At 72.0% G+C, this 21,847-nt stretch carries 20 protein-coding genes; 15 read left to right on the top strand and 5 right to left on the bottom strand.

Going from position 1 to position 21,847, the window contains the following annotated elements; translation table 11 throughout:
* Window positions 1–28 precede the first annotated feature (28 nt).
* From cobO to ABD785_RS29770, 13 genes are all read left to right on the top strand, one after another.
* On the top strand, window positions 29–631 hold the full coding sequence (gene cobO, locus ABD785_RS29830) for a cob(I)yrinic acid a,c-diamide adenosyltransferase (RefSeq protein WP_344835040.1): 603 nt from the start codon (window positions 29–31) through the stop codon (window positions 629–631).
* The gene (locus ABD785_RS29825) at window positions 625–1,974 is read left to right on the top strand and encodes a cobyrinic acid a,c-diamide synthase CobB (RefSeq protein WP_344835038.1); all 1,350 of its coding nucleotides are present in this window, start codon (window positions 625–627) and stop codon (window positions 1,972–1,974) included. Before cobO ends, ABD785_RS29825 begins: the two co-directional genes overlap by 7 nt.
* The gene (gene cbiE, locus ABD785_RS29820; RefSeq protein WP_344835034.1) at window positions 1,974–3,170 is read left to right on the top strand and encodes a precorrin-6y C5,15-methyltransferase (decarboxylating) subunit CbiE; all 1,197 of its coding nucleotides are present in this window, start codon (window positions 1,974–1,976) and stop codon (window positions 3,168–3,170) included. Before ABD785_RS29825 ends, cbiE begins: the two co-directional genes overlap by 1 nt.
* 4 nt (window positions 3,171–3,174) lie before the next feature.
* On the top strand, window positions 3,175–3,567 hold the full coding sequence (locus tag ABD785_RS29815) for a cobalamin biosynthesis protein (protein WP_344835032.1): 393 nt from the start codon (window positions 3,175–3,177) through the stop codon (window positions 3,565–3,567).
* Window positions 3,564–4,151, top strand: coding sequence for a precorrin-8X methylmutase (locus ABD785_RS29810; protein WP_344835029.1), 588 nt, complete (start codon window positions 3,564–3,566; stop codon window positions 4,149–4,151). The genes ABD785_RS29815 and ABD785_RS29810 overlap by 4 nt, the downstream gene beginning before the upstream one ends.
* A 10-nt stretch (window positions 4,152–4,161) precedes the next feature.
* A complete protein-coding gene (gene cobC, locus ABD785_RS29805) occupies window positions 4,162–5,172 on the top strand; it encodes an Rv2231c family histidinol phosphate aminotransferase CobC (RefSeq protein ID WP_344835026.1) in 1,011 nt (336 codons plus the stop codon).
* A gap of 174 nt (window positions 5,173–5,346) precedes the next feature.
* Window positions 5,347–6,579, top strand: a complete 1,233-nt coding sequence (gene cobA, locus ABD785_RS29800; protein ID WP_344835024.1) for a uroporphyrinogen-III C-methyltransferase — start codon at window positions 5,347–5,349, stop codon at window positions 6,577–6,579.
* The gene (locus ABD785_RS29795; protein ID WP_344835022.1) at window positions 6,576–8,336 is read left to right on the top strand and encodes a GTPase family protein; all 1,761 of its coding nucleotides are present in this window, start codon (window positions 6,576–6,578) and stop codon (window positions 8,334–8,336) included. The genes cobA and ABD785_RS29795 overlap by 4 nt, the downstream gene beginning before the upstream one ends.
* Complete coding sequence (locus ABD785_RS29790; protein ID WP_344835019.1) at window positions 8,333–11,464, top strand: hypothetical protein; 3,132 nt, start codon at window positions 8,333–8,335, stop codon at window positions 11,462–11,464. Before ABD785_RS29795 ends, ABD785_RS29790 begins: the two co-directional genes overlap by 4 nt.
* Before the next feature lie 139 nt (window positions 11,465–11,603).
* Window positions 11,604–12,113 (top strand): single-stranded DNA-binding protein, encoded by a 510-nt coding sequence (locus ABD785_RS29785; RefSeq protein WP_344835016.1) that lies wholly within the window; start codon window positions 11,604–11,606, stop codon window positions 12,111–12,113.
* 367 nt (window positions 12,114–12,480) lie between these two features.
* Complete coding sequence (locus tag ABD785_RS29780) at window positions 12,481–13,767, top strand: GGDEF domain-containing protein (RefSeq protein WP_344835012.1); 1,287 nt, start codon at window positions 12,481–12,483, stop codon at window positions 13,765–13,767.
* 84 nt (window positions 13,768–13,851) lie between these two features.
* Window positions 13,852–15,516, top strand: coding sequence for an energy-dependent translational throttle protein EttA (gene ettA, locus ABD785_RS29775; RefSeq protein WP_344835009.1), 1,665 nt, complete (start codon window positions 13,852–13,854; stop codon window positions 15,514–15,516).
* Between the two features lie 149 nt (window positions 15,517–15,665).
* Complete coding sequence (locus ABD785_RS29770; protein WP_344835005.1) at window positions 15,666–16,127, top strand: acyl-CoA thioesterase; 462 nt, start codon at window positions 15,666–15,668, stop codon at window positions 16,125–16,127.
* 25 nt (window positions 16,128–16,152) lie between these two features.
* Here ABD785_RS29770 and ABD785_RS29765 read toward each other — a convergent pair whose 3' ends face one another.
* Complete coding sequence (locus ABD785_RS29765; protein WP_344835001.1) at window positions 16,153–16,599, bottom strand: hypothetical protein; 447 nt, start codon at window positions 16,597–16,599, stop codon at window positions 16,153–16,155.
* A 120-nt stretch (window positions 16,600–16,719) separates the two neighbouring features.
* Between ABD785_RS29765 and ABD785_RS29760 the strand changes: the two genes are divergently transcribed.
* Both ABD785_RS29760 and ABD785_RS29755 read left to right on the top strand, forming a co-directional pair.
* Window positions 16,720–17,265: a hypothetical protein gene (locus ABD785_RS29760; RefSeq protein ID WP_344834999.1), complete on the top strand. Its 546-nt coding sequence runs from the start codon at window positions 16,720–16,722 to the stop codon at window positions 17,263–17,265.
* 85 nt (window positions 17,266–17,350) lie between these two features.
* Window positions 17,351–17,719: a hypothetical protein gene (locus tag ABD785_RS29755; RefSeq protein ID WP_344834997.1), complete on the top strand. Its 369-nt coding sequence runs from the start codon at window positions 17,351–17,353 to the stop codon at window positions 17,717–17,719.
* 63 nt (window positions 17,720–17,782) lie between these two features.
* On the opposite strand, the gene ABD785_RS29750 is transcribed toward ABD785_RS29755, so the two are convergent.
* The 4 genes from ABD785_RS29750 to ABD785_RS29735 form a co-directional block, all read right to left on the bottom strand.
* Entirely contained in the window at window positions 17,783–19,306 is a 1,524-nt protein-coding gene (locus tag ABD785_RS29750) for a glycoside hydrolase family 13 protein (RefSeq protein WP_344834994.1), read from the bottom strand.
* An 18-nt stretch (window positions 19,307–19,324) separates the two neighbouring features.
* Entirely contained in the window at window positions 19,325–19,708 is a 384-nt protein-coding gene (locus tag ABD785_RS29745) for a globin (RefSeq protein WP_344834992.1), read from the bottom strand.
* An 11-nt stretch (window positions 19,709–19,719) separates the two neighbouring features.
* Complete coding sequence (locus tag ABD785_RS29740; protein WP_344834989.1) at window positions 19,720–20,700, bottom strand: mechanosensitive ion channel family protein; 981 nt, start codon at window positions 20,698–20,700, stop codon at window positions 19,720–19,722.
* A gap of 325 nt (window positions 20,701–21,025) precedes the next feature.
* Complete coding sequence (locus tag ABD785_RS29735; RefSeq protein ID WP_344834986.1) at window positions 21,026–21,334, bottom strand: hypothetical protein; 309 nt, start codon at window positions 21,332–21,334, stop codon at window positions 21,026–21,028.
* Window positions 21,335–21,847: the final 513 nt, after the last annotated feature.

Genomic DNA, 21,847 nt, shown 5'->3' with positions numbered 1-21,847 from the left:
TTTCTTCTTCTGCGAGAGGTGACCGGAGATGCCGCAGGGTAAGCCGGAGTATGTGCCCGAGGACGGGCTGACGACGCGTCAGCGCAGGAACCGGGCGCTGCTGATCGTCCACACCGGGCCGGGGAAGGGCAAGTCGACCGCGGCGTTCGGGCTGGCGCTGCGGGCCTGGAACCAGGGGTGGCCGGTCGGGGTCTTCCAGTTCGTGAAGTCGGCGAAGTGGCGGATCGGCGAGGAGCGGGCGCTGGTCGCGCTCGGGGCGTCCGGGGAGGGCGCGCCGGTCGACTGGCACAAGATGGGAGAGGGATGGTCGTGGATCCAGCGGCCCGGCAGCGAGGAGGACCACGCCGCCGACGCCCGCGAGGGCTGGGAGCAGATCAAGCGTGATCTCGCGGCGGAGAAGTACGGCATGTATGTGCTCGACGAGTTCACCTACCCGATGAAGTGGGGCTGGGTGGACGTCGAGGAGGTCGTCGCGGTGCTGCGCGACCGGCCCGGACGCCAGCATGTCGTGATCACCGGCCGCGACGCCGATCCGCGCCTGGTGGAGGCCGCCGATCTGGTCACCGAGATGACGAAGGTGAAGCACCCCATGGACCAGGGCCAGAAGGGCCAGCGGGGCATCGAGTGGTAGGGATTCCGCGCCTGGTCGTCGCCGCGCCCGCCTCGGGCGGCGGCAAGACCACCGTGGCGACCGGGCTGATGGCCGCGTTCAGCGCGCGGGGCCTGGCGGTCTCCCCGCACAAGGTCGGGCCCGACTACATCGATCCGGGCTACCACTCGCTGGCGACGGGGCGTCCGGGGCGCAACCTCGACCCCTACCTGACGTCCGAGGAGCTGATCGGGCCGCTGTTCCTGCACGGAGCCGCCGGGGCGGACATCGCGGTCGTCGAGGGGGTCATGGGGCTGTACGACGGGGCCGTCGGGCAGGGCGACTTCGCCTCGACCGCGCATGTCGCCAAGCTGCTGCGGGCGCCGGTCGTGCTGGTGGTCGACGCCTCCTCGGCGGCGCGGTCCATCGCGGCGGTCGTCCACGGGTTCATGACCTTCGACTCCGGTTCCGAGGGCAGGGTGCGGCTCGGCGGGGTGATCCTCAACCGGATCGGCTCCGACCGGCACGAGGAGATCTGCCGGGAGGCCGTCGAGGCGCTGGGCGTCCCGGTGCTGGGGGTGCTGCGCCGCCATGACGGCATCGCCACGCCGTCCCGGCACCTCGGGCTGATCCCCGTCGCCGAACGGCACGCCGACGCGGTGGAGACCGTCGCGCGGCTGGGCGGGCTCATCGCGGAGACCTGCGACCTGGACGCCCTGCTGGAGCTGGCGCACGGCGCGCCACCGCTGACCGTGCGGCCGTGGTCGGCCGGGGACGCCGTCGAAGCCGGTCCGGGCCGCCCGGTCGTGGCCGTCGCGGGCGGTCCCGCCTTCACGTTCGGGTACGCCGAGCAGGTCGAGTTGCTGCGGGCCGCGGGCGCCGAGGTCGTGACGTTCGACCCGCTGCGCGAGGAGCGTCTCCCCGAGGGGGCGGGCGGCCTGGTGATCGGCGGCGGGTTTCCCGAGGTGTACGCCTCCGAGCTGGCCGCCAACCGGGCGCTGCTGGCGGAGGTCGGACGGTTCTCCGGCGCGGTCTACGCCGAGTGCGCCGGGCTGCTGTACCTGACGAAGGCGCTCGACGGGGTCCCGCTGGCCGGGGTCGTGGACGCCTCGGCGGAGATGACGGCACGGCTGACGCTCGGCTACCGGAGCGCGGTGGCCGTCGCGGACTCGGTCGTCGCACGGGCGGGGGAGCGGGTGCGGGGCCATGAGTTCCACCGGACGGCGGTGACCCCCGGCCGCGGCGGCGTCGCCGCCTGGCAGTGGAGCACCGAGGGCGCCGAGGGCTTCGTCCAGGGGACGCTCCTGGCGTCCTACCTGCACCTGCACTGGGCGGGCACGCCCTGGTTCGCCCGCCGCTTCGCCGACGCCTGCGGGAGGACCTGATGAGCATCCGGGTGACCGTCGTCGGGATCGACGGCGGCGAGCCGTCCGGCGAGGCGCGCGCCGCGATCGACGCGGCGACCCTGGTCGTCGGCGGGCGCCGGAACCTCGAGCTGGCCGGGGTCCCGGACGGCGCGCGGACGGTGGTGCTCGGCGCCCTCGATCCGGCGTTCGAGGCGATCGGGGAGCACGAGGGCGCGGCCGTCGTGGTGGCCAGCGGCGACCCCGGGTTCTTCGGCATCGTGCGGGCGCTGCGCGAACGCGGCCTGCGGGTGAGCGTCGTCCCGGCGCTGTCGTCGGTCGCGCGGGCCTTCGCCCACGCGGGCATGAGCTGGGACGACGCGATGGTCGTCTCGGCGCACGGCCGGGAGCTGCGGCGGGCCGTCAACGTGTGCAGGGCGTTCGGGAAGGTCGCCGTGCTGACCGCTCCCGGCGCGGGCCCCGCGGAGCTTGCCCGCGAACTCCATCCGCAGACGCCGCGGACCTTCGTGGTCTGCGAGGACCTGGGCGGCCCGGACGAGCGGGTCACGGTCGTGCGGCCCGCCGAGGCGACCACCCGGCCGTGGCGCGACCCCAACATCGTGATCGTCTACGATCCGCGCCGGGCGGTCGGGCCGATGGGCTGGCTGGCCGGCGGGCGTCCGGGACCGGGTGCCTGGGCACTGCCGGAGGACGGTTTCGAGGCGCGGAACGGGCAGATCACCAAGGCCGAGGTCAGGGCCCTGGTCCTGGCACGGATCGGGCCGCGCGTCGGCGACCTGGTCTGGGACATCGGCGCGGGCAGCGGCTCGGTCGGCATCGAGTGCGCCCGGTTCGGCGCGGCCGTGATCGCGGTCGAGCGGGACGAGGAGTCGTGCGCCAGGATCCGGCGGAACGTCCAGGCCCACGGGGTCAAGGTGGCGGTCTCGCGCGGCACCGCCCCGGACGTCCTGCAGTACCTTCCCGATCCCGACACGGCCTTCGTCGGCGGCGGGGGGATGCCCGCGATCGAGGAGTGCGCCCGGCGGGCCCTGCGCACCACGGTCGTCACCCTCGCCGCCGTCGACCGGGTCCCGCAGACCCTGGCCGTCCTCCGCGACCACGGCCACACCGCCGAGGCCGTGCAGCTCTCGGCCGCCCGCCTCAAGCCGCTCCCCGACCTGACCCACCGCCTGGACGCCCTGAACCCGATCTTCGTGGTCTCGGGCACCAGGCCCTGACGGGATGTACGTCGTCGGGGTGGGGCTGCGGAGAGGGACCGGCGAGGCCGACCTGGACGCTCTGGTGGCCGCGGTGCTGGCGGAGGCCGGGATCGGTCACGAACGGGTGACGGCGCTGGCCACGCTGGAGGGGAAAGAGGCGGAAACGGCGGTCACCGCCACTTGTGAGCGGTATGGGTGGGAACTTCGGATCTTCCGGGCCGATACGCTGGCCGCTGTGCCGGTTCCGGCGCCCGAGATCAGGGTGGCGCGGGCGGTCGGGACGCCGAGTGTGGCCGAGGCGGCGGCGCTGGCGGGAGCCGGGGTGCGCGCGGAACTGATCGTCGGGAAACGGCGGTCGGCGCGGGCCACCGCGGCACTGGCACGGGTAACGGCGTTGGAGGAGGCACCAGGATGAACGTACGTCAGCCCCACCCGATCGAGGTCGCGTCGTACGAGATCCTGCGCTCGCGGGTGGATCTCACGCCGATGCCGCCGCTGTGGCGGGCCGTCGTGGAACGGGTGATCCACGCCAGTGCCGACCTCGAGTACGCGGTCGATCTCGTGACCGACGAACGCCAGCTCCAGCACGGGCTGAGGGCCCTGCGGGCGGGGGCTCCGATCGTCACGGACGTTCCGACCGTCGCCGCGGGGATCACCGAGCGGCGGACGATCTGCCCGATCGACGACCCGGCCGCGGCGCGGATGGCCAAGGCCGCGGGCATCGCCCGGGCCGCGGCGGCCGTCCGGCTGGCCTACGCCGAGGTCGGGCCCGGCGCCGTCTGGGTCGTCGGCAGCGCCTCCAGCGCCCTGGAGGAGATCGTCCTGCGCGGGGTGCGGCCGGGGCTGGTCATCGGGCTGCCGGTGGGCTTCGTCGGCGCCGCCGAGGCCAAGGCCAAGCTGCGCGGCAGCGGCCTCCCGCAGGTCAGCAACGTCAGCGAGAAGGGCGGCGCGACCGTCGCCGCCGCCGCGATCAACGCCCTGCTGTACTTCGAAGGCTGACGGGACCGGGATGGAGGACCTGCGCCACCACGGCGACGCCGAGGTCGGCGGCGGGCTGATCGACCACGCCGTCAACGTCAGGGGCGGCCCTCCCGGCTGGCTCGCCGAGGTGATCACGGACTCGCTGGCCGATCTCGCCGCCTACCCCGACGCCACCGCGGCGACGGCGGCCGTCGCCCGGCGGCACGGCCGTCCCGTCGGCGAGGTCCTGCTGACCGCCGGTGCCGCCGAGGCCTTCGTGCTGCTGGCACGGGTCCTGCGCCCCCGGCGGGCCGTGGTCGTCCATCCCCAGTTCACCGAGCCCGAGGCGGCGCTGCGGGCGGCGGGCCACGAGGTCGGGCGGGTGGTCCTCACCGGCGGCTTCCGGCTCGACCCGGCCCTCGTGCCGGAGGACGCCGACCTCGTCATGATCGGCAACCCGACCAACCCGACCTCGGTCCTGCATCCCGCGGAGACGATCACCGCGCTGCTCAGGCCCGGCCGGACGGTCGTCGTCGACGAGGCGTTCATGGACTGCGTCCCCGGCGAGCCCGAGTCCCTCGCCGCACGGGCGGCACCCGGCCTGGTCGTGCTCAGGAGCCTGACCAAGACTTGGGGGCTGGCCGGCCTGCGCGCCGGATACGTGCTGGCCCCGGCCGGGATGATCTCCGCGCTGGCCGAGGCCCAGCCGCTCTGGGCGGTCTCGACCCCCGCGCTCCGGGCGATCGAGGCCTGCGTGTCCGACCGGGCCGTCGCCGAGGCCGAGGCCTGGACGCGCGAGCTGGCGGTCCAGCGGGCCGAGATGACCGAGGCGCTGGAGGCCCTGGGCCTGCCGGTCGTCCCGGGGGCGTCGGCCTCCTTCCTGTGCGTGCGCGCCGGCGTCGGCGTCCGGGAGGCCCTGCGCGCCGAGGGGATCGCGGTCCGCCGCGGCGACACCTTTCCCGGGCTCGGCCCCGAATGGATCAGGATCGCGGTCCGGGAGGACTGGAAACCCCTCATGAACGCTCTCTCCGGAATGTTCCGTATGAGCCATGAGGGGTAGGAGTGAACGTCACGGCTTGGCGAACAAAAGGTGCCGGTTTCTTCCGACATCGTCACGATGTGGCGTTGGCGGGGTGGTCTCGTCTGTTCTCGGTTGGGAGGCCGAGTAACGTTTGTCTCAGCAGTTCCCCTTAGTCGTCTCCTGGCCGTTCCTGCAGATGGGAAGAGCTCACCGGTGCCGCCGTACCTCCTTGGTCTCCGCCTCGCCGGGCGACGCGTCGTCGTGGTCGGCGGCGGGCGCGTGGCGCAACGCCGCGTGCCGACGCTGCTGGCCGCCGGCGCCGCCGTCGAGCTGATCGCGCCGGAGATCACCCCCTCTCTCGAGGACCTGCTGGAGCAGATCGTCTGGCACCGGAGGGCCTACGAGAGCGGTGATCTCGAAGGGGCCTGGCTGGTCCAGGCCTGTGCCGACGACGCGAAGACCAACGTCAGGGTCGCGGCCGAGGCCGACGCGCTGCGGATCTGGTGCGTCCGGGCCGACGACGCCGAGGCCTCCGCCGCCTGGACCCCCGCGACCGGGCAGGTCGGCGAGGCCACCGTCGGCGTCCTGAGCGGCGGCGACCCCCGCCGGGCCGCCGGGATCCGCGACGCCATCGTCGACGGCCTGCGCGACGCCACCCTCGAGGCCCGTCACTCCCGCAAGAAGCCCGTCGGCGTCGCCCTGGTCGGCGGCGGACCCGGCGACCCCGGCCTGATCACCGTCCGCGGCCGCCAGCTCCTGGCCCAGGCCGACGTGGTGGTGACCGACCGGCTCGGCCCCCGCAACCTCCTGGACGAGCTCTCGCCCGACGTCGAGGTGATCGACGCCGCCAAGATCCCCTATGGCCGGGCCCTGCACCAGGACAAGATCAACGAAGCCCTGGTCGAGCACGCGAGACAGGGCAAGTTCGTGGTCAGGCTCAAGGGCGGCGACAACTTCGTCTTCGGCCGCGGCGGTGAGGAGGCCCTGTACTGCGCGGCCCACGGCGTCCCCGTGACGGTCGTCCCAGGGATCACCAGCTCGATCGCCGCCCCGGCCTACGCGAACATCCCGGTGACCCACCGGGGGGTCGCCCAGGAGTTCCACGTCGTCTCCGCGCACGTGCCCCCGGGCCACCCCGACTCGACCGTCGACTGGCCCGTCCTGGCGTCCAACAACGGCACGCTCGTCCTGATGATGGCTGTCGAGCGAATGCGTCTGATAGCTGACGCTCTCATGCGCTATGGTCGGGCGACTGACACTCCCGTGGCCGTGATCCAGGACGGCACCCTCCCCGGCCAGCGCACGCTTCACACGACGCTGGCCACGGTGGCGGACGACATGACGGCGCAGGGGGTGCGTCCACCGGCGATCGTCGTGGTCGGCGAGGTCGTGCGGGTGGCTCAGGAACTCGGCAAGTTGACGGCGGATATAGGGCGGGACCCGTGACATCCCCGGCGGACCAGAGCGCACTGACGACGCAGAACCCCGTTGCGGGGGGAGGAGAGGGCCCGGCACCACTGAGCCGGCTCCTGGCCGATCTGCGCGATCAGATCGACGCACTGCGCTTCACTCTCGACGTACCCGGCGCCGAAGAGGCCCGGCTGGCGGCGAAGGAGATCCGCGACCAGCTCGACGACTACGTGCTGCCGCGGGTCAGGGCGGCGGCGACGCCCCTGCTCGCGGTGTTCGGCGGCTCCACCGGCGCGGGCAAGTCCACGCTGGTCAACAGCCTGGTCGGGGCCCGCGTCTCGGGCACCGGAGTGCTGCGCCCCACCACGTCCAGCCCCATCCTGGTCTGCCATCCCGACAACTTCGACTGGTTCATGGGCACCGAGGACACGCCGCCCGGCGTCGTCCCGACCATGGGACGGGTCGAGGGCCCCGCGCCCGACGCGGTCGTCGGCGACCAGCTCGTCGTGATCAGGACGGAGGCCGTCCCGCGCGGCGTCGCCCTGCTCGACAGCCCCGACTTCGACTCCCTCTTCGAGGACCACTACGAGTTCGCGACCAAGCTCATGGCCGCGGCCGACCTCTGGATCTGCGTCACCACAGCGGCCCGCTACGCCGACGCCCAGGTCTGGCGGATGCTCCAGCGTGCCCGCGAGCAGGGCGCGTCGCTGGGCGTGGTGCTCTCCCGGGTGCAGCCGGGGCCCGGCCGCGAGGTCGCCGAGCACTTCGCCGAGATGCTGGACGAGCGCGGCTTCGGCGAGGCCCCGCGCTTCACCATCCCCGAGACGACCGTCGTGGAGTCGCGGCTGCCGGAGGACGACATCTCCGACATCCGGGCCTGGCTGACGGGCTTCGTCGACAACACCGAGGTGCGCGACGAGGTGATCGTCGAGACGCTCGGCGGCGTCCTCGACTCCTTCCGCGTCCGGATCCCGGCCCTGGCCCGGCAGGTCGAGGACCAGGTCGACCGGCGCGACGACCTCGCCAGGATCGTCGAGTCCGCCTACTCGACCGCGCTCGCCGAGCTCGACGAGGCCACCCGCAACGGCGCCCTGCTCCAGGGCGAGGTGCTGGCGCGCTGGCAGGACTTCGCCGGCACGGGCGATCTCCTGCGGGCCCTGCACGTCCGGCGGGGCAAGGACGTGCCCAAGCCGTCCACCCGGCGCCGCCGCTCCGCGCCCCGGGTGCGGGCGCTGAAGGCCGCCCTGCGCTCGGCCCTCGAATCACTGATCGTCGCCGCCGCCGAGCAGGGCGCCGAGCAGGCCGTCGCGCGCTGGCAGGGGGACCCCGCCGGGGTGCTCGTGCTCGCCGACAAGGCCGCCGTGCTGGGCACCGCCTCGCCCGAGCTGTCGCGCCGGGTCACCCGGGCCGTCAGCGGCTGGCAGGACCACGTGCTGGAGCTCGTCCGGCACGAGGGCGTGATCAAGCGGTCGATCGCCAAGCTGGTCAGCTTCGACTCCGAGGCGCTGTCGGTGGTGCTGATGGTCGGCATCCTCGGCTACGGCACCAGCGACGTCGTCGTCGAGGGCGGCACCAGCGCCGTCCCGCAGCGGCTGCTCAAGTCGCTGTTCGGCGCCGAGTCCCTGCGCGGCATGTCCGCCAAGGCCAAGGCGGACCTGCGGGCCCGCGTCACCATGCTCCTCGACGAGGAGAGCCTTCGGTTCGGCCAGGTTCTGGACCAGGCGGACATTCCCGACGAGGGCACCGCAGTGGCCCTCTACCAGGCCACGTACAACCTCGAGGTCGCCCGATGACCCTTCCCGAGTCAGATCCGGCCACCGAGGCCAAGGAAGAGCTCGGGAAGGCCGAGCACTCCGACGAGTGGTCACCGCTGCCGCGCACCGGCAAGGCGGCCTTCGACGAGTCCGCCATCGACCCCGCCGACCCGCTGGGCCTGGGCCTGTCCCGTGCGTCCGCGCCGCGGCCGGACGCCGACACCGAGATCTTTCCCGCCCTGTCCTTCGCCTCCGAGGACCCCTACCTGGGTGCTCCCGTGCCTCCGGCGGCCGGGAAGGACGTTCCCGTGGCCGAGGAGCCCGAGGCCTCCGTCTCCGCTTCCGGGAGTGAGGCCGAGGAGGATTCCCGGGCCTCCGGTGCGGAGATCGGGCGGCCGTTCGAGGACGCCGCCCGTCCGATCGAGGACCTCGTCGGGGCGTCCGAGGACGTCGAGGAGCCCGTCGCGGACGTCGCGGAGCCCGCCGAGGAGAGCCCTGCGGCCCGCGGTGGACGTCGCGCGGCCCGGGGGAAGAGCGTCGTGAAGCCCGCCGAGACGGCCGCGGAGCCGTCGGGGAACGGCGTGGGGCCCGCCGAGGAGGCCGAGCCTTCCGCCGAGGGCGCCGCTCCGGCCGAAGAGGTCGCCGTTCGGCCGGGCCGGAGGCCCCGTTTCGACGCCTCCAAGATCGACCCGGCCGATCCGCTGGGGCTGGGAGCCCCTCCGGCCGCCTCCCGGCGGACCCGGGGCGCGTCCGCGAGGCCCGTCACCGCCGAGCCCGTCACCGCCGAGCCCGTCGTCGAGGAGCCCGCGGCTGAGGACGGGACGGCCTCCGCGGAGACGATCATCAGCCAGGAGAAGCCCACCGACGTGGCCTCCGCCGGACGGACCCGTGCCGCGCTGCGGAGCGTCGAGGTCGTGCCGGAGGAGGCCCCCGAGCCCGAACCCGCCGAGCGTCCCGAGGACGAACCGGCCGCCGACGAGACCGCGGACGAGCCCGGCGACCTGCCGGAAACCCTCGAACCGGAGCCCCTCGAACAGGAATCCCCCGAAGCGTCCGCCGCGGAGGAGCCCTCGCTTCCGGAGGAACCGGCCGTAGAGCGCTCCGTCGCCGACGGCACCGGCGATCTCGCCGCCGAGCTCGCGGCTCAGGCCGCGCTGGCCGAGCGCGACGCCCGTGCCGAGACCGAGGCCGAGGAGCCCGCCGGAGACCAGAAGATCGTCGAGGAGCCCGGAGACGACGCCCCGGAAGCGGCCGTCGCCGCCGAGGACGCGACGCTCGCGGAGGCCGAGGCCGACGAGCCCGAGGCCGTCGAGGAGCCGGGTGAGGCGTCCGTCGACGGCGAGGTGGTTGACGAGACGCCGCAGGACGGAGAGCCCGGGACTTCCACGGACGAGAAGGCCGAAAGCGGAACATCGAAGGACGAGAAGCCCGAAGCCGGGACGTCCGGGGATGATGAGCCCGAGGACGGAGCATCCGGGGACGAGAAGGCAGGGAGCGGGACGTCCACGGACGAAGCGCCGGAAGCCGGGGCGGCCAAGGACGAGACGCCCGTAGGCGGGGACGTCGGCGAGCGGCTCGAAGCGCTCGAACGGCTGGTCTCCCTGGGCCTCGGCCGGGTGGACGAGGAACTGCTCGACGAGGCCACGGCGGTGCTGTCGCGCGCAGGGGAGCGGATGCGCCTGTCCGGCGAGCACACCGTCGTGACGCTCGCTGGCGGCACGGGATCCGGCAAGTCCTCCCTGTTCAACGCCGTGTGCGGGCTCGAGCTCTCGCCGACGGGGATGCGCCGCCCGATGACCTCCGCCGCCCACGCCTGCGTCTGGGGCCTGGACGGTGCCGCGCCGCTGCTGGACTGGCTGGCCGTCGACAAGCGGTTCCGGTACGCCAGGGCCAGTGCGCTGGACCGCAACGGCGCACGGGCCGAGAACTCCCTGCGCGGGCTCGTCCTGCTGGACCTGCCCGACCACGACTCGATCCAGGCGATGCACCGGGCCGAGGTCGACCGCTTCACGGCCGTCGCCGACCTCCTGATCTGGGTCGTCGACCCGCAGAAGTACGCCGACGCCGCCCTGCACCGCGACTACATCGTGCCGTTCGCCCGGCACGCGGCCGTCACGCTGATCGTCCTCAACCAGGTGGACCGGCTGGGACCGGCCGAGGTCAAGGACTGCGTCAGCGACCTGCGGCGCCTGCTGGAGGCCGAGGGCCTCAGCGATCCGCACATCATCACGACCTCCGCGGTGGCCCCCGGCGGGGTCGACGAGCTGCGCGCGGTCCTGTCCACGACCGTCGCGACGCGCAACGCCCGCTCCGAACGGCTCGGGGCCGACCTCGACAAGGTCGTCGAGCGCTTCGCCGACCTCGCGGGGGAGGAGGAGCCGGCCGCCGAGGTCGAGGACTCCCGGCGCGAGGCGCTGGTCGACGCCCTGACCGTCGCGGCCGGCGTGCCCGCCGTGGCCGAGGCCATGGAGAGCGCCTACGAGCTGCGGGCCTCCGACTACGTCGGCTGGCCGTTCGCCCGCTGGGTGCGGCGCTTCCGCCGCGATCCGCTGCGGATGATGCGGCTCACCGAGCTCCGCGAGGAGCTGAGGGGCTCGTTCACCGGGCCCGTCGGGGCACAGCAGGGCGATGTGGACAACGCCCTGCACGGGGTGACCGACGGCGTCGCCTTCGATCTTCCGGCGCCGTGGCGGCGCTCGGTCCGCGACGCTGCGCGCGTCCACGCGGCCGATCTGCCCGACGCGCTCGGCACCGCGCTCCGCGAGACGCTGCCGTCGCTCAACCAGGTCCCGCGCTGGTGGTGGCTGGTGAAGGGGTGGCAGTACCTGCTCGTCGCCGGGGCCGCGCTCGGGCTGACCTGGACGGGTCTCCTGGTCGCGTTCGCGCTGGTGGACGTCGGGGACACCCCGACCAGCCTCCTCGACGACCGGGCGATCCTGCCGTGGGTCGTCGTCCTCACGGCCTGCATGTTCGGCATGGGCGCCCTCACGGCCGCGGCCTGCCGCAACGTCGTCGCCCTGTCGGCGGCCCGCCACGGCGAGCGCATCGAACGCCGGATGCGCGACAGCATCGCCACCGTGGCCGACACCCAGGTCCTGGCCCCGGTCGCCGACGAGCTCGACTCCTACGCCACCTACCGCACCACCCTCGACGCCGCCCGCTCCTGATCTCTCGCCTCGTCGCGGCCGCCGGAGGCTCGGCGGAGTTGTCCACAGATCCGGGAGCGGGCTCCCGATGATCTCGCGGGTCGGCGAGTGTTGGGGGTGGACGGGGTTCGACGGGAACCCCCGGCTCCCCGGAGGAGTCATGGACGAGGCCTACACGACCCTGATCGGCTGGGTGGCGGCGAAGCCCCAGTACCGGATCACCAGTAACGGGGTCCCGTTCCTGTCTTTACGAGCCGGGATCACCCCACGCCGCTTCGTCCGTGAGACCGGCCTGTGGACCGAGCAGCCGCCCACCTTCGTCGCGATCAGCTGCTGGAAGGCCCTGGCGGAGAACGTCAACGCCTCGGAGTTCGGTCCCGGTACCCCGATCATCGCCCAGGGCCGGCTGCGCGTCCGCGAATACGAGCACGCGGGCGAGCGCCGCTACACCGTGGAACTGGAGGCGATCGCCCTGGGTCCCGATCTCAACCGCGGCAAGGCCTACTTCCAGCGCGTCGTCAAGAACGCCCCCACCACCGTCACCGACCTGGAGGAAGCCGCCGAACTCACCGAACAGGTGGCCGGCCGGGCCGTCCCCCTGCGCCCGGCCGCCCCGTCCCCCGGAGAGACGGAGCCCGTGGAGAGAGAGGAGGCTGAGGAAGCGGCCTGACCACGGCGCGATCCCCTCGGACCACCCTCCAGGGGCGGGGGCTCGGAGCCCCGAGGCGGCGGGCCCCTCCACCGCCGTCCGCCGAGCCTCCGCCCACCCGGTCACCCGGTCACCCGGTCACCCGGTCACGGCCATGACCGGGTGGGCGGGCTCGAACGCCACTTCACCGTGAGGGGAGGGATCGAGGCCCCCGGGGCCGGGGCCCTAGATCCAGGAGACGCCGTGCATGAGGGCCTCCTGAGGTCGGTGGGGTCGGGGAAAGGGGTGCGCGGGAAGTGCTCGAAGAAGGTATCGCTTTCCGCCCCGCGGCGCACGCCTTGCAACTATCGTGTTACCTAAAGTGATAGGTGGCCGGGGTGGGGGAAGCATGACGGCAGTGCACCAGTCAGCCGCCGACGAGCATCGCCGGGAGGGTGAGCCCGGCCGCGGGCCCGCCCGGTGGCCTCTGCTCGCCCAGCCGCTGCCGCTGGTGGGGTACGTCTTCCTCGTCGTGACCGGATACGTGGGGATCACGGTCTGGGCCGCGGCGCACACCGCCTGGCGGTGGGAGGACGCGCTCACCTTCGTGGCGCTCGGGCTCTGCGGGGCGGTCTGCATCGAGGCGTCCCGGCGGCTCGGGATGCCCGCGGGCGTGGCACGGGACCTGCTGTCCGCGTGGTGGCTGCCGGTCGCGCTGCTGCTGCCGCCGGTCTACGCCCTGCTGGTGCCGCTGCCGCTCCAGATGCTGCTCCAGTACCGGGTGCGGGCCACGATGCCGCACCGGCGGGTCTTCGCCGCCGCGGCGCTCGGGCTCTCGGGCGCGGCGGCCTCGCTGGTCTTCCACCAGGCCGTGCCGCACCCCCTGGCCGGGCCGGGCCGCTGGGTCACCGACGACCAGCGCTCGATCCTGGTCGCCATCGGCTGCGCGGTCCTGTTCATCGTCCTCAACACCATGCTCGTCGCGGTCGCCGCGCACGCCGCCACCCAGGAGGGCCGCTGGCGCGACGTCCTGTGGACCCGCGAGAGCCTGCTCCTCGACGTCGTGGAGCTCTGCGTCGGAGTGATCGTCGCGATCACCTGCGTGATCTCCCCGGCGCTCCTCCTGCTGGCCCTGCCGCCGGTGGTGCTGCTCCAGCGGAGCCTGATGCACCAGCAGCTCCAGGCCGCCGCCCGCACCGACGCCAAGACCGGCCTGCTGAACGCGGGCGCCTGGCAGCGCGAGGCGGACACCGAGCTGTCCAGGGCCCAGCGCTCCCACGAGCCGCTGGCCGTTCTGCTGGTCGACATCGACCACTTCAAGCGGGTCAACGACACCTACGGCCACCTGATCGGCGACCAGGTCCTGATCAGCGTCTCCTCGACCCTGGTCCACCAGCTCCGCGACTACGACGTGATCGGCCGGTTCGGCGGGGAGGAGTTCGCCGTCCTGCTCCCGGGCGCCGACACCGTCGAGGCCTGCCGGGTCGCCGAGCGGCTGCGGGCGAGGGTCCGCCGGCTGGCCGTCCCCGCCGAGGAGAGCACCGTCAGCGTGACGATCTCGGTGGGCGTCGCGCTGTTCCGCACCCACGGCCAGGACCTCATCGAGCTGCTCGCCTCCGCCGACCTGGCCCTCTACCGGGCCAAGGAGTCGGGCCGCGACCGGGTCTGCCTCCCGGCCGTCCGCAAAGCGGGCTGACCGGGCCCCCGGGCGGACCCGCGATCCGGACCTGTGATCTCGCGCACGTCAATAGCGGCCGGGAGAACCCACTAGCCTAGGACCATGGCCGAGTACATCTACACGATGCAGCGTGTGCGCAAGGCGCACGGTGACAAGGTTGTCCTGGACGACGTCACACTGCACTTCCTGCCCGGGGCCAAGATCGGCGTTGTGGGCCCGAACGGCACCGGTAAGTCGACGCTCATGCGGATGATGGCCGGTCTCGAGCAGCCCTCCAACGGCGACGCGAAGCTCATGCCGGGCTTCACCGTCGGCATGCTCCAGCAGGAGCCCCCGCTCAACGAGGAGAAGACCGTCCTGGAGAACGTCCAGGAGGGCGTCGCCGAGACGATCGGGATGCTGGCGCGGTTCAACGCCATCGCCGAGGAGATGGCGACCAACTACACCGACGAGCTCCTCGACGAGATGGGCAAGCTGCAGGAGCAGCTCGACCACCGCAACGCCTGGGACCTCGACTCGCAGCTCGACCAGGCGATGGACGCCCTGCGCTGTCCCGCCCCCGATCTGCCCGTCACCCAGCTGTCCGGTGGTGAGCGCCGCCGCGTGGCGCTGTGCAAGCTCCTGCTCGAAGCGCCCGACCTGCTGCTCCTCGACGAGCCCACCAACCACCTGGACGCCGAGTCGGTGAACTGGCTGGAGTCCTACCTCGAGAAGTACCCGGGCACCGTCCTGGCGGTCACTCACGACCGGTACTTCCTCGACAACGTCGCCACCTGGATCCTCGAGCTCGACCGCGGCCGCTGCTTCCCCTACGAGGGCAACTACTCCACCTACCTGGAGAAGAAGGCCGAGCGGCTCAAGGTCGAGGGCAACAAGGACGTCAAGCGCAAGAAGCGCCTGGAAGAGGAACTGGAGTGGGTCCGCTCCAACGCCAAGGCCCGCCAGACCAAGTCCAAGGCCCGCCTCGACCGCTACGAGGAGATGGCGTCCGAGGCCTCGAAGATGCGCAAGCTCGACTTCGAGGAGATCCAGATCCCGCCGGGCCCGCGCCTGGGCAACACGGTGATCGTCGCCGAGGGCATGACCAAGGGCTTCGGCGACCGGGTGCTGTGGGAGAACATCTCCTTCAACCTGCCGCCGAACGGCATCGTCGGCGTGATCGGCCCGAACGGTGTCGGTAAGACGACCCTGTTCCGGATGATCAACGGCGAGGAGACCCCGGACTCCGGCGTGCTGCGGCTGGGCGACACCGTCCAGCTCTCCTACGTCGACCAGGGCCGCGGCGGCATCGACCCGGCCAAGAACGTCTGGGAGGTCGTCTCCGACGGTCTCGACCACATCAAGGTCGGCATGGTCGAGATGCCGTCCCGCGCGTACGTGGCGGCGTTCGGCTTCAAGGGCCCGGACCAGCAGAAGAAGGCCGGGGTCCTGTCCGGTGGCGAGCGCAACCGCCTCAACCTGGCGCTGACCCTCAAGCAGGGCGGCAACGTCCTGATGCTGGACGAGCCGACCAACGACCTGGACGTCGAGACGCTCTCCTCCCTGGAGAACGCGCTCCTGGAGTTCCCGGGCTGCGCCGTGATCACCTCGCACGACCGGTGGTTCCTCGACCGCATCGCCACGCACATCCTGGCGTGGGAGGGCGAGTCCAACTGGTTCTGGTTCGAGGGCAACTTCGCGGACTACGAAAAGAATAAAATCGCGCGCCTCGGCGCCGAAGCGGCCCGCCCGCACCGCGTCACCTACCGCAAGCTCACCCGCGACTAGGACGGCCTCCCAGGACGCCCGAAGATCGCTTTTTTTTGCCGGAAGCCCACAAGATCCACGGATCTTGTGGGCTTCCGGCGGTTACGAGGGCCCCGACCCCGCCCGGTACCCTGTGTTCTGCCCCGGTACGCCCGATCAGAAGGCAGGACATGGAAGACACCGCCACGCTGCTCCCGCAGCAGGACTCCTCCCGGTCCCACCGGCACATCTACGAGTTCCACATCCGCTTCGGCGACATCGACTCCCAGATGCACGTCAACAACGTGAAGTTCCTCGGCTACCTCGAGGACGCCCGCCTGGTGATGTTCCACGCCGACCCGGTCCTCGCGGGCCTCGAACCCGTCCGCGGCATGGTCGTCTCCCGCCACGAGATCGACTACAAGGTCCCCCTGACGGGCGTCCTGCACGCCATCCGCGTCGAGACCTGGGTGACCGACCTCCGCGCCGCCTCCTTCAAGCTCGCCTACGAGATCCGCGACGACGAACACGTCTACGCCACCGCCACCTCGACCCTGGTCGCCTTCGACGTGGAGAACGCCCGCCTCCGCCGCTACACCCCGGCCGAGCGCGAATACATCTCCCGCTTCGTCCCCGCCCGGGAAAAGCCCTGAAGGCCCCCGCCGTCGGCGGCCGGGGTCAGGGTTCCGGCGCGGTGAAGGGGATGGACGAGGGCAGCTCGGGGCCGAGCTCCGCCGCGATCTCCTGAGCGGTGCCGGGGAAACAGGAGAGCTCGACGTCGGTGGTGAAGCCGCGCCCCCTGTAGGAGACGATGAGCCAGCCGACCGGATCCGGTGCGGTCCGCACGGCCCTGAGCCGGATCTCGATCCCGGACACGTCGGCCCACGGGCACCGGATCGCCCGCCCGAAGCCGTTGCGGACGAACAGCCGCTCGTTCTCCACCCTGATCACCGGCGGCGCGACCAGCAGGAACACCACCGGCCCCCACAGGGCCACCAGCACCAGCAGCAGAAAGCCGCTGAAGCCCGCGTCCTCGGCGGCCAGCACGACCACCATCACCACCGTCAGCACCAGCGGCAGTGCGGCGAGCAGCAGGAGCCTGCCCCGCCCGTAGCGCCCGGACACCTCGTGACCTCCCATGTCCCGTAGGACGGCCGGAGCCTTCGCCGGGTTCACCGATCCGAGGGAACCGGACGCCCGCCGGATCGGTCGAAGGGGGACATCCCCTCGCCGACAGGACGGCTCATGGACGCCGACACCATCACGGCCATCAGCGCGACGGTGATCGCCGTCGCCTCCCTCGTCGTCTCGATCCGCCAGTCCGGCGCGGCGCGCCGGCACAACCGCCAGTCGGTCCGGCCCCATCTCCAGTTCCAGTTCAAGCGGAACTCCGCAGCGGTGACCGGCCTCCACCTGGCCAACCACGGCCTCGGCCCCGCAGTGATCATCAGCTCCGCCCTGACGGTCGACGGCCGTCCGCTCGGCCCCTGGACGGAGCGGAACGTCAACGGCCTCAGGGACGGCCTGCCCCGGCGCCCCTCGGCCGTGACCTTCCACGAGGCGGGCGGCACGATCCTCCCGGTGGGGTACGCCGAGTTCCTTCTGGGCGTCCGCGGCTACCGGCCGGAAGAGGACGCCTGGTTCTGGGAGCTGATCAGGGGCCGGATCGCCCTGGAGATCCGGTACCAGTCGCTCTACGGGGACGAGACCTACACGGTCTCGGTCGTCCCCACGTCACCGCCGGTGCCGCGCGGGCTGGAGCCGGCTCCGCTGCCGCCGATCGAGCCCTGAGGGAGGGTTAAAGCCTTCTCTGAGAGGCAATTTGGGCTTGACGGTGCGGAGTAGGGTGAGAGCCCACCGGATGCCTGGAGGACCTTTGCGCCGCATTCTGCTCGCCCTCGTTTCCGCGTTCGCCCTCATCATGGCCGTTTCGCCCGGCGCCCAGGCGTGCGAGGCCAAGTGCGTGAAGATCGTCGAGCCGAAGCCGTGCAAGGGGATCAAGCAGCGGTGCGACTGGGGCGGTGATCCCGACGCGGTGTTCGTGGAGATCCACGCCAAGACGAAGAAGAAGGCGCTGGCGGCGGCGCGCAAGGCCGTCGCGAACGTCAAGGGGGCCAAGGTCAGGCCCCGGATCCTCGACGTCCAGGCGTTCAAGGGCGGGAAGCGGGTCCTGTCGAAGAACTACAAGATCAAGGGACCGCACTACGTCTACCTGGAGAAGGAAGACTGCTGGACCGTGAAGTAGCTCCGGGCCGGCCGAGCGGCTCCGGAGGGCGAAGGGCCCGGCCGCGTCCCGGCCGGGCCGCGCTCAGGCCTCCAGCCACACCCCGCCGCCGCCGGGCACGGAACCGTCCGTGACGTCGCCCGCCGCCAGCAGCACCGTGCCGGTGAACGGTTCTGTGCCCGCGAACGGCACCGGCTCGGTGCCGAAGTTGACGACGCAGGTCAGCGGGCCCCGCCGGAACGCCAGCACGTCCTGCGGATAGCCCTCCAGCCATTCCAGCGAGTCCGGCAGGGCGCCCTTGAGACGGCGCCTGAGGCCCAGGGCCGTCCGGTAGAAGGCGAGCATGGACGAGGGGTCCGCGGCCTGCGCTGAGGCCGTCAGGGGGGCCCAGGAGGCCGGCTGGGGCAGCCAGGACCCCGCGGTGGAGAACCCGAACGGCGGGACGTCCCCCGACCAGGGCAGCGGCACCCGGCAGCCGTCGCGGCCGACCCCGCCCCCCTGGAAGAAGATCGGGTCCTGGCGCGCCGCGTCCGGCAGGTCGAAGACCTCCGGAAGGCCCAGCTCCTCGCCCTGGTAGAGGTAGGCGGAGCCGGGCAGGGCCAGCAGGAACAGCAGGGCCGCCCGTGCCCGCTCCGGCGTGCCGTAGCGGGAGGAGTGCCGGATCACGTCGTGCGAGGACAGCACCCAGGTCGGCGCCGCGCCCCGCGCCGAGGAGAGCGTCGAGGTGACGATCTCCCTGAACGCGCCGGCGTCCCAGGGGGCCAGCAGCAGCGCGAACTGGAACGCCTGGTGCAGCTCGTCCGGGCGCACGTACAGGGCCAGGTCGTCGGGGGACTCGGTCCACACCTCGCCGACGGCCATGCGGTCGCCGGGGTAGGAGTCGAGGATCGCCCGCCAGTCCCGGTAGATCGCGTGGACCTCGGGCCGCCCGTACATCGGAGACCCGGCCGCGTGGGTGCCGAGCCCGCCGAGGTCGGCGAGCTTCGCGTCCTTGAACAGCCCGGCCGCGACGTCGATCCGGAAGCCGTCGACGCCCCGGTCGAGCCAGAACCGCAGGATGTCCTCGAACTCCTTGCGGATGTCGGGGTTGCGCCAGTTCAGGTCGGGCTGCCCGGGCGTGTAGAGGTGCAGGTACCAGGAGCCGTCGGCGACCCGGGTCCAGGCGGGGCCGCCGAAGTTGGACTTCCAGTCGTTGGGCGGGGCGTCGCCGGAGCGGAAGAGGTAGCGGTCCCGGCCGGCGCCGCGCAGCGCCTCCTGGAACCAGGGGTGGGCCGAGGAGGTGTGGTTTGGCACGATGTCGATGATCACTCGCAGGCCGAGGTCGTGCGCGTCGCCGATGAGGGCGTCGAAGTCGGCGAGGGTGCCGAACCGCGGGTCGACGTCGCGGTAGTCGGCCACGTCGTAGCCGCCGTCGGCGAGGGGGGAGGTGTAGAACGGGGTCAGCCACAGCGCGTCGACCCCGAGATCCCTGAGGTAGGGCAGCCGGGAGCGGATGCCCTCGAGATCGCCTTCACCGTCCCCGGAGGAGTCGGCGAAGCTGCGCGGGTAGACCTCGTAGACCACGGCGTCGTGCCACCACGGACGCGGAGAGTGCGGGGAAGTCGTCATGGGGGACGATCTACCCGGTTATCCCTCGCTGTTCACCAGGCTGTGCGCGGCGCGCGTCAGGTAGTCCCAGAGCACCTCTTCGAGATGCGGCGGGAGGTCGAGCGAGTCGACCCCGGCGCGCATGTGCAGCAGCCAGGCGTCCCGCTCCTTCTCGCCGATCACGAAGGGGTGGTGGCGCATCCGCAGCCGCGGGTGGCCGCGCTGCTCGCTGTAGGTGGTGGGCCCGCCCCAGTACTGGATGAGGAACAGCGCGAGGCGCTCCTCGGCCGGGCCGAGATCCTCTTCGGGATAGAGCGGCCGCAGCACCGGGTCGGTGGCGACGCCCTCGTAGAAGCGGTGGACGAGGCGACGGAAGGTGTCGTCGCCGCCCATGGCCTCGTAGTAAGTGACCTGTTGGCTCATCAGGAGACAGCCTATGCCAGGGTGCCGAGGACGATGCCCGCCTCGTCGAAAGCCTTCTTGACGCGCATCCGCAGGGCCCGGGCCACGTCGTTCTGGCGTCCCGGCAGCGTCTTCAGCGTCACCCGGATGATCATCGAGTCGCTGCTGAGCGCCTGGACGCCCCAGACCGACGGCTCCTCGGTGATGACCTCCTCCCAGGCGGGCTCGCGGGCCAGGTCGTCCGCCGTGGTCTGGAGCAGGTCCTTCACGGCGTCGAGGTCCTGGTCGGTGGCCACCGGGATGTCCAGGACGGCCCGTCCCCAGTTCTGCGACTCGTTGCCGATCCGGGTGATCTCGCCGTTCCTGACGTACCAGACGACCCCGTTGACGTCGCGCAGCCGCGTCACCCGCAGCGTGACGGCCTCGACGGTGCCCTTGGCGGGCCCGGTGTCGACGATGTCGCCGACCCCGTACTGGTCCTCCAGCAGCATGAACAGCCCGGCCAGCAGGTCCTTGACGATGTTCTGGGCGCCGAAGCCGACCGCGGCGCCGATCACGGTGGCGCTGGCGAGGATGGGGGTCAGGTTGAGCCCCATCTGGCCGAGGACCGTGAACGTGGCAGTGCCGAAGATCACAACGGAGGCGATGGAGCGGAGCACCGATCCCATGGTCTCCATGCGCTGCTTGCGGCGCTCGCTGAGCAGGGCGGGGCTGCCGTCGAAGATGGTCCGGGTGCGGTCCCGGATCTTCTCCGACATGGTCCCCTCGGCCATCTTCTGCGTGATCTTCGTGATCAGCCGGTGGGTGTAGGACTTCACCACCAGCGCGATGACCAGAGACATGATCACCCACAGCAGCGTGGTGACCAGATCGTCGAGCCAGCTGTGGAAGAAGCGCGTCACCTCGAGGTTGTGCGAGACGTTCCAGATCGTCCGGCAGGCGACGCTGGCCTTGTCCTCGTAGCCCGTCGGCGCGCAGGTGCCGCCGGGCATCTGCTGATCGGAGAACGGCATGGACAAAGACAAGAGAAGACCCTCCCCGGGACCGAGACGGGAACCGTCCGGACCACCACCGTGGACGTGCGACCTGTACGGAAACCGATCGTAGGGGACGGTAACGATCGGGTTGTACGGTCGCGGCGGTGATCATGAGGGACGGTCCCGGAGCGGTCTCCGGGGAGGGTCTGGTGAACGGACCTCCCGACCCGCCCCCCTCCGGGGAGCCGGCAAGTCCGTTCGCGGTGCGCCCGGGCGATGAGAACTGGGCGTGGTCGCCGCCCGGGCGTCTGGGGTGGTACGGGTGGGTTCCGCGGGGGCTCGAGCCACCGCGCCTGGTTCGTCAGGCCCTCGCGGAACCCTCCCGGCTCGTGGGGGTCAGCGGCTCCAGGACGCGCGCCACCTTGCGGGCGGCGGCGCCCGGGTCGTCGACCCGGTGCAGGCGTTCTCCCCAGGACCACCAGAAGTAGTGTTCCCGGGACTCGGGGGCCGGCGCGCACGTCACGTTCTCGGTGAGGCTCGCGGCCCTGGGGTTGACGACGCGGAGGAAGGCGGGACCGGAACGGGTCCGGACGACCCGGGCGATGAGACCGCAGGCGTCCAGTTCCCCGACCAGCTCCTCGAGATACCCGACCTTCAGATCGCCGGTCACCGGAGCACCTCCTCGTCTTGTCCGTGCCATCCGCGCTTCCGGATGACTGGCTGCATGGCGAGAATTGCAAGCCGAAAGGGGACGGTCAAGGCCGAGGTGCGGCGGGAAATCGAACCTTCCACCTCCCCGGTATAAGGATTCTCCTACCTGGGGTGCGGATGCTGTGTTCCAGTGGGTGGAGTTACTCCCGGTCTCTCCGGGGATGGGTTGGCCGGACGCGATACCGGAGTTACGCTCCGTGGGCAGATCAAAATCCTGCAACCTGACCGAGAAAACCGGTCGCCAAGTCCCGGGGGAGTGCACAGTAGTGACTGCGCACACATCCGGCGGATTGGTGAGGAGGCCGGCACGATGGCAGAACCCCCCCGTAAGGAATCGGATCGGGCGCGTTGGATCCGCGCGCAAGGTCTGGCCAGAGGACTGAACAACGCGGCGATCGCCACGGAGATCGCCGAGCAGTGCGGTCCGCTGTTCGGTACGAGCCGAGTCAAGGCTCACCGGCTGGCACAAGGG

It is taken from the genome of Actinocorallia longicatena (assembly GCF_039534125.1).
Lineage (GTDB): Bacteria > Actinomycetota > Actinomycetes > Streptosporangiales > Streptosporangiaceae > Actinocorallia > Actinocorallia longicatena.
Note: the sequence above shows the minus strand (reverse complement) of the source record. Positions and strands in the feature narration are given on the sequence as shown.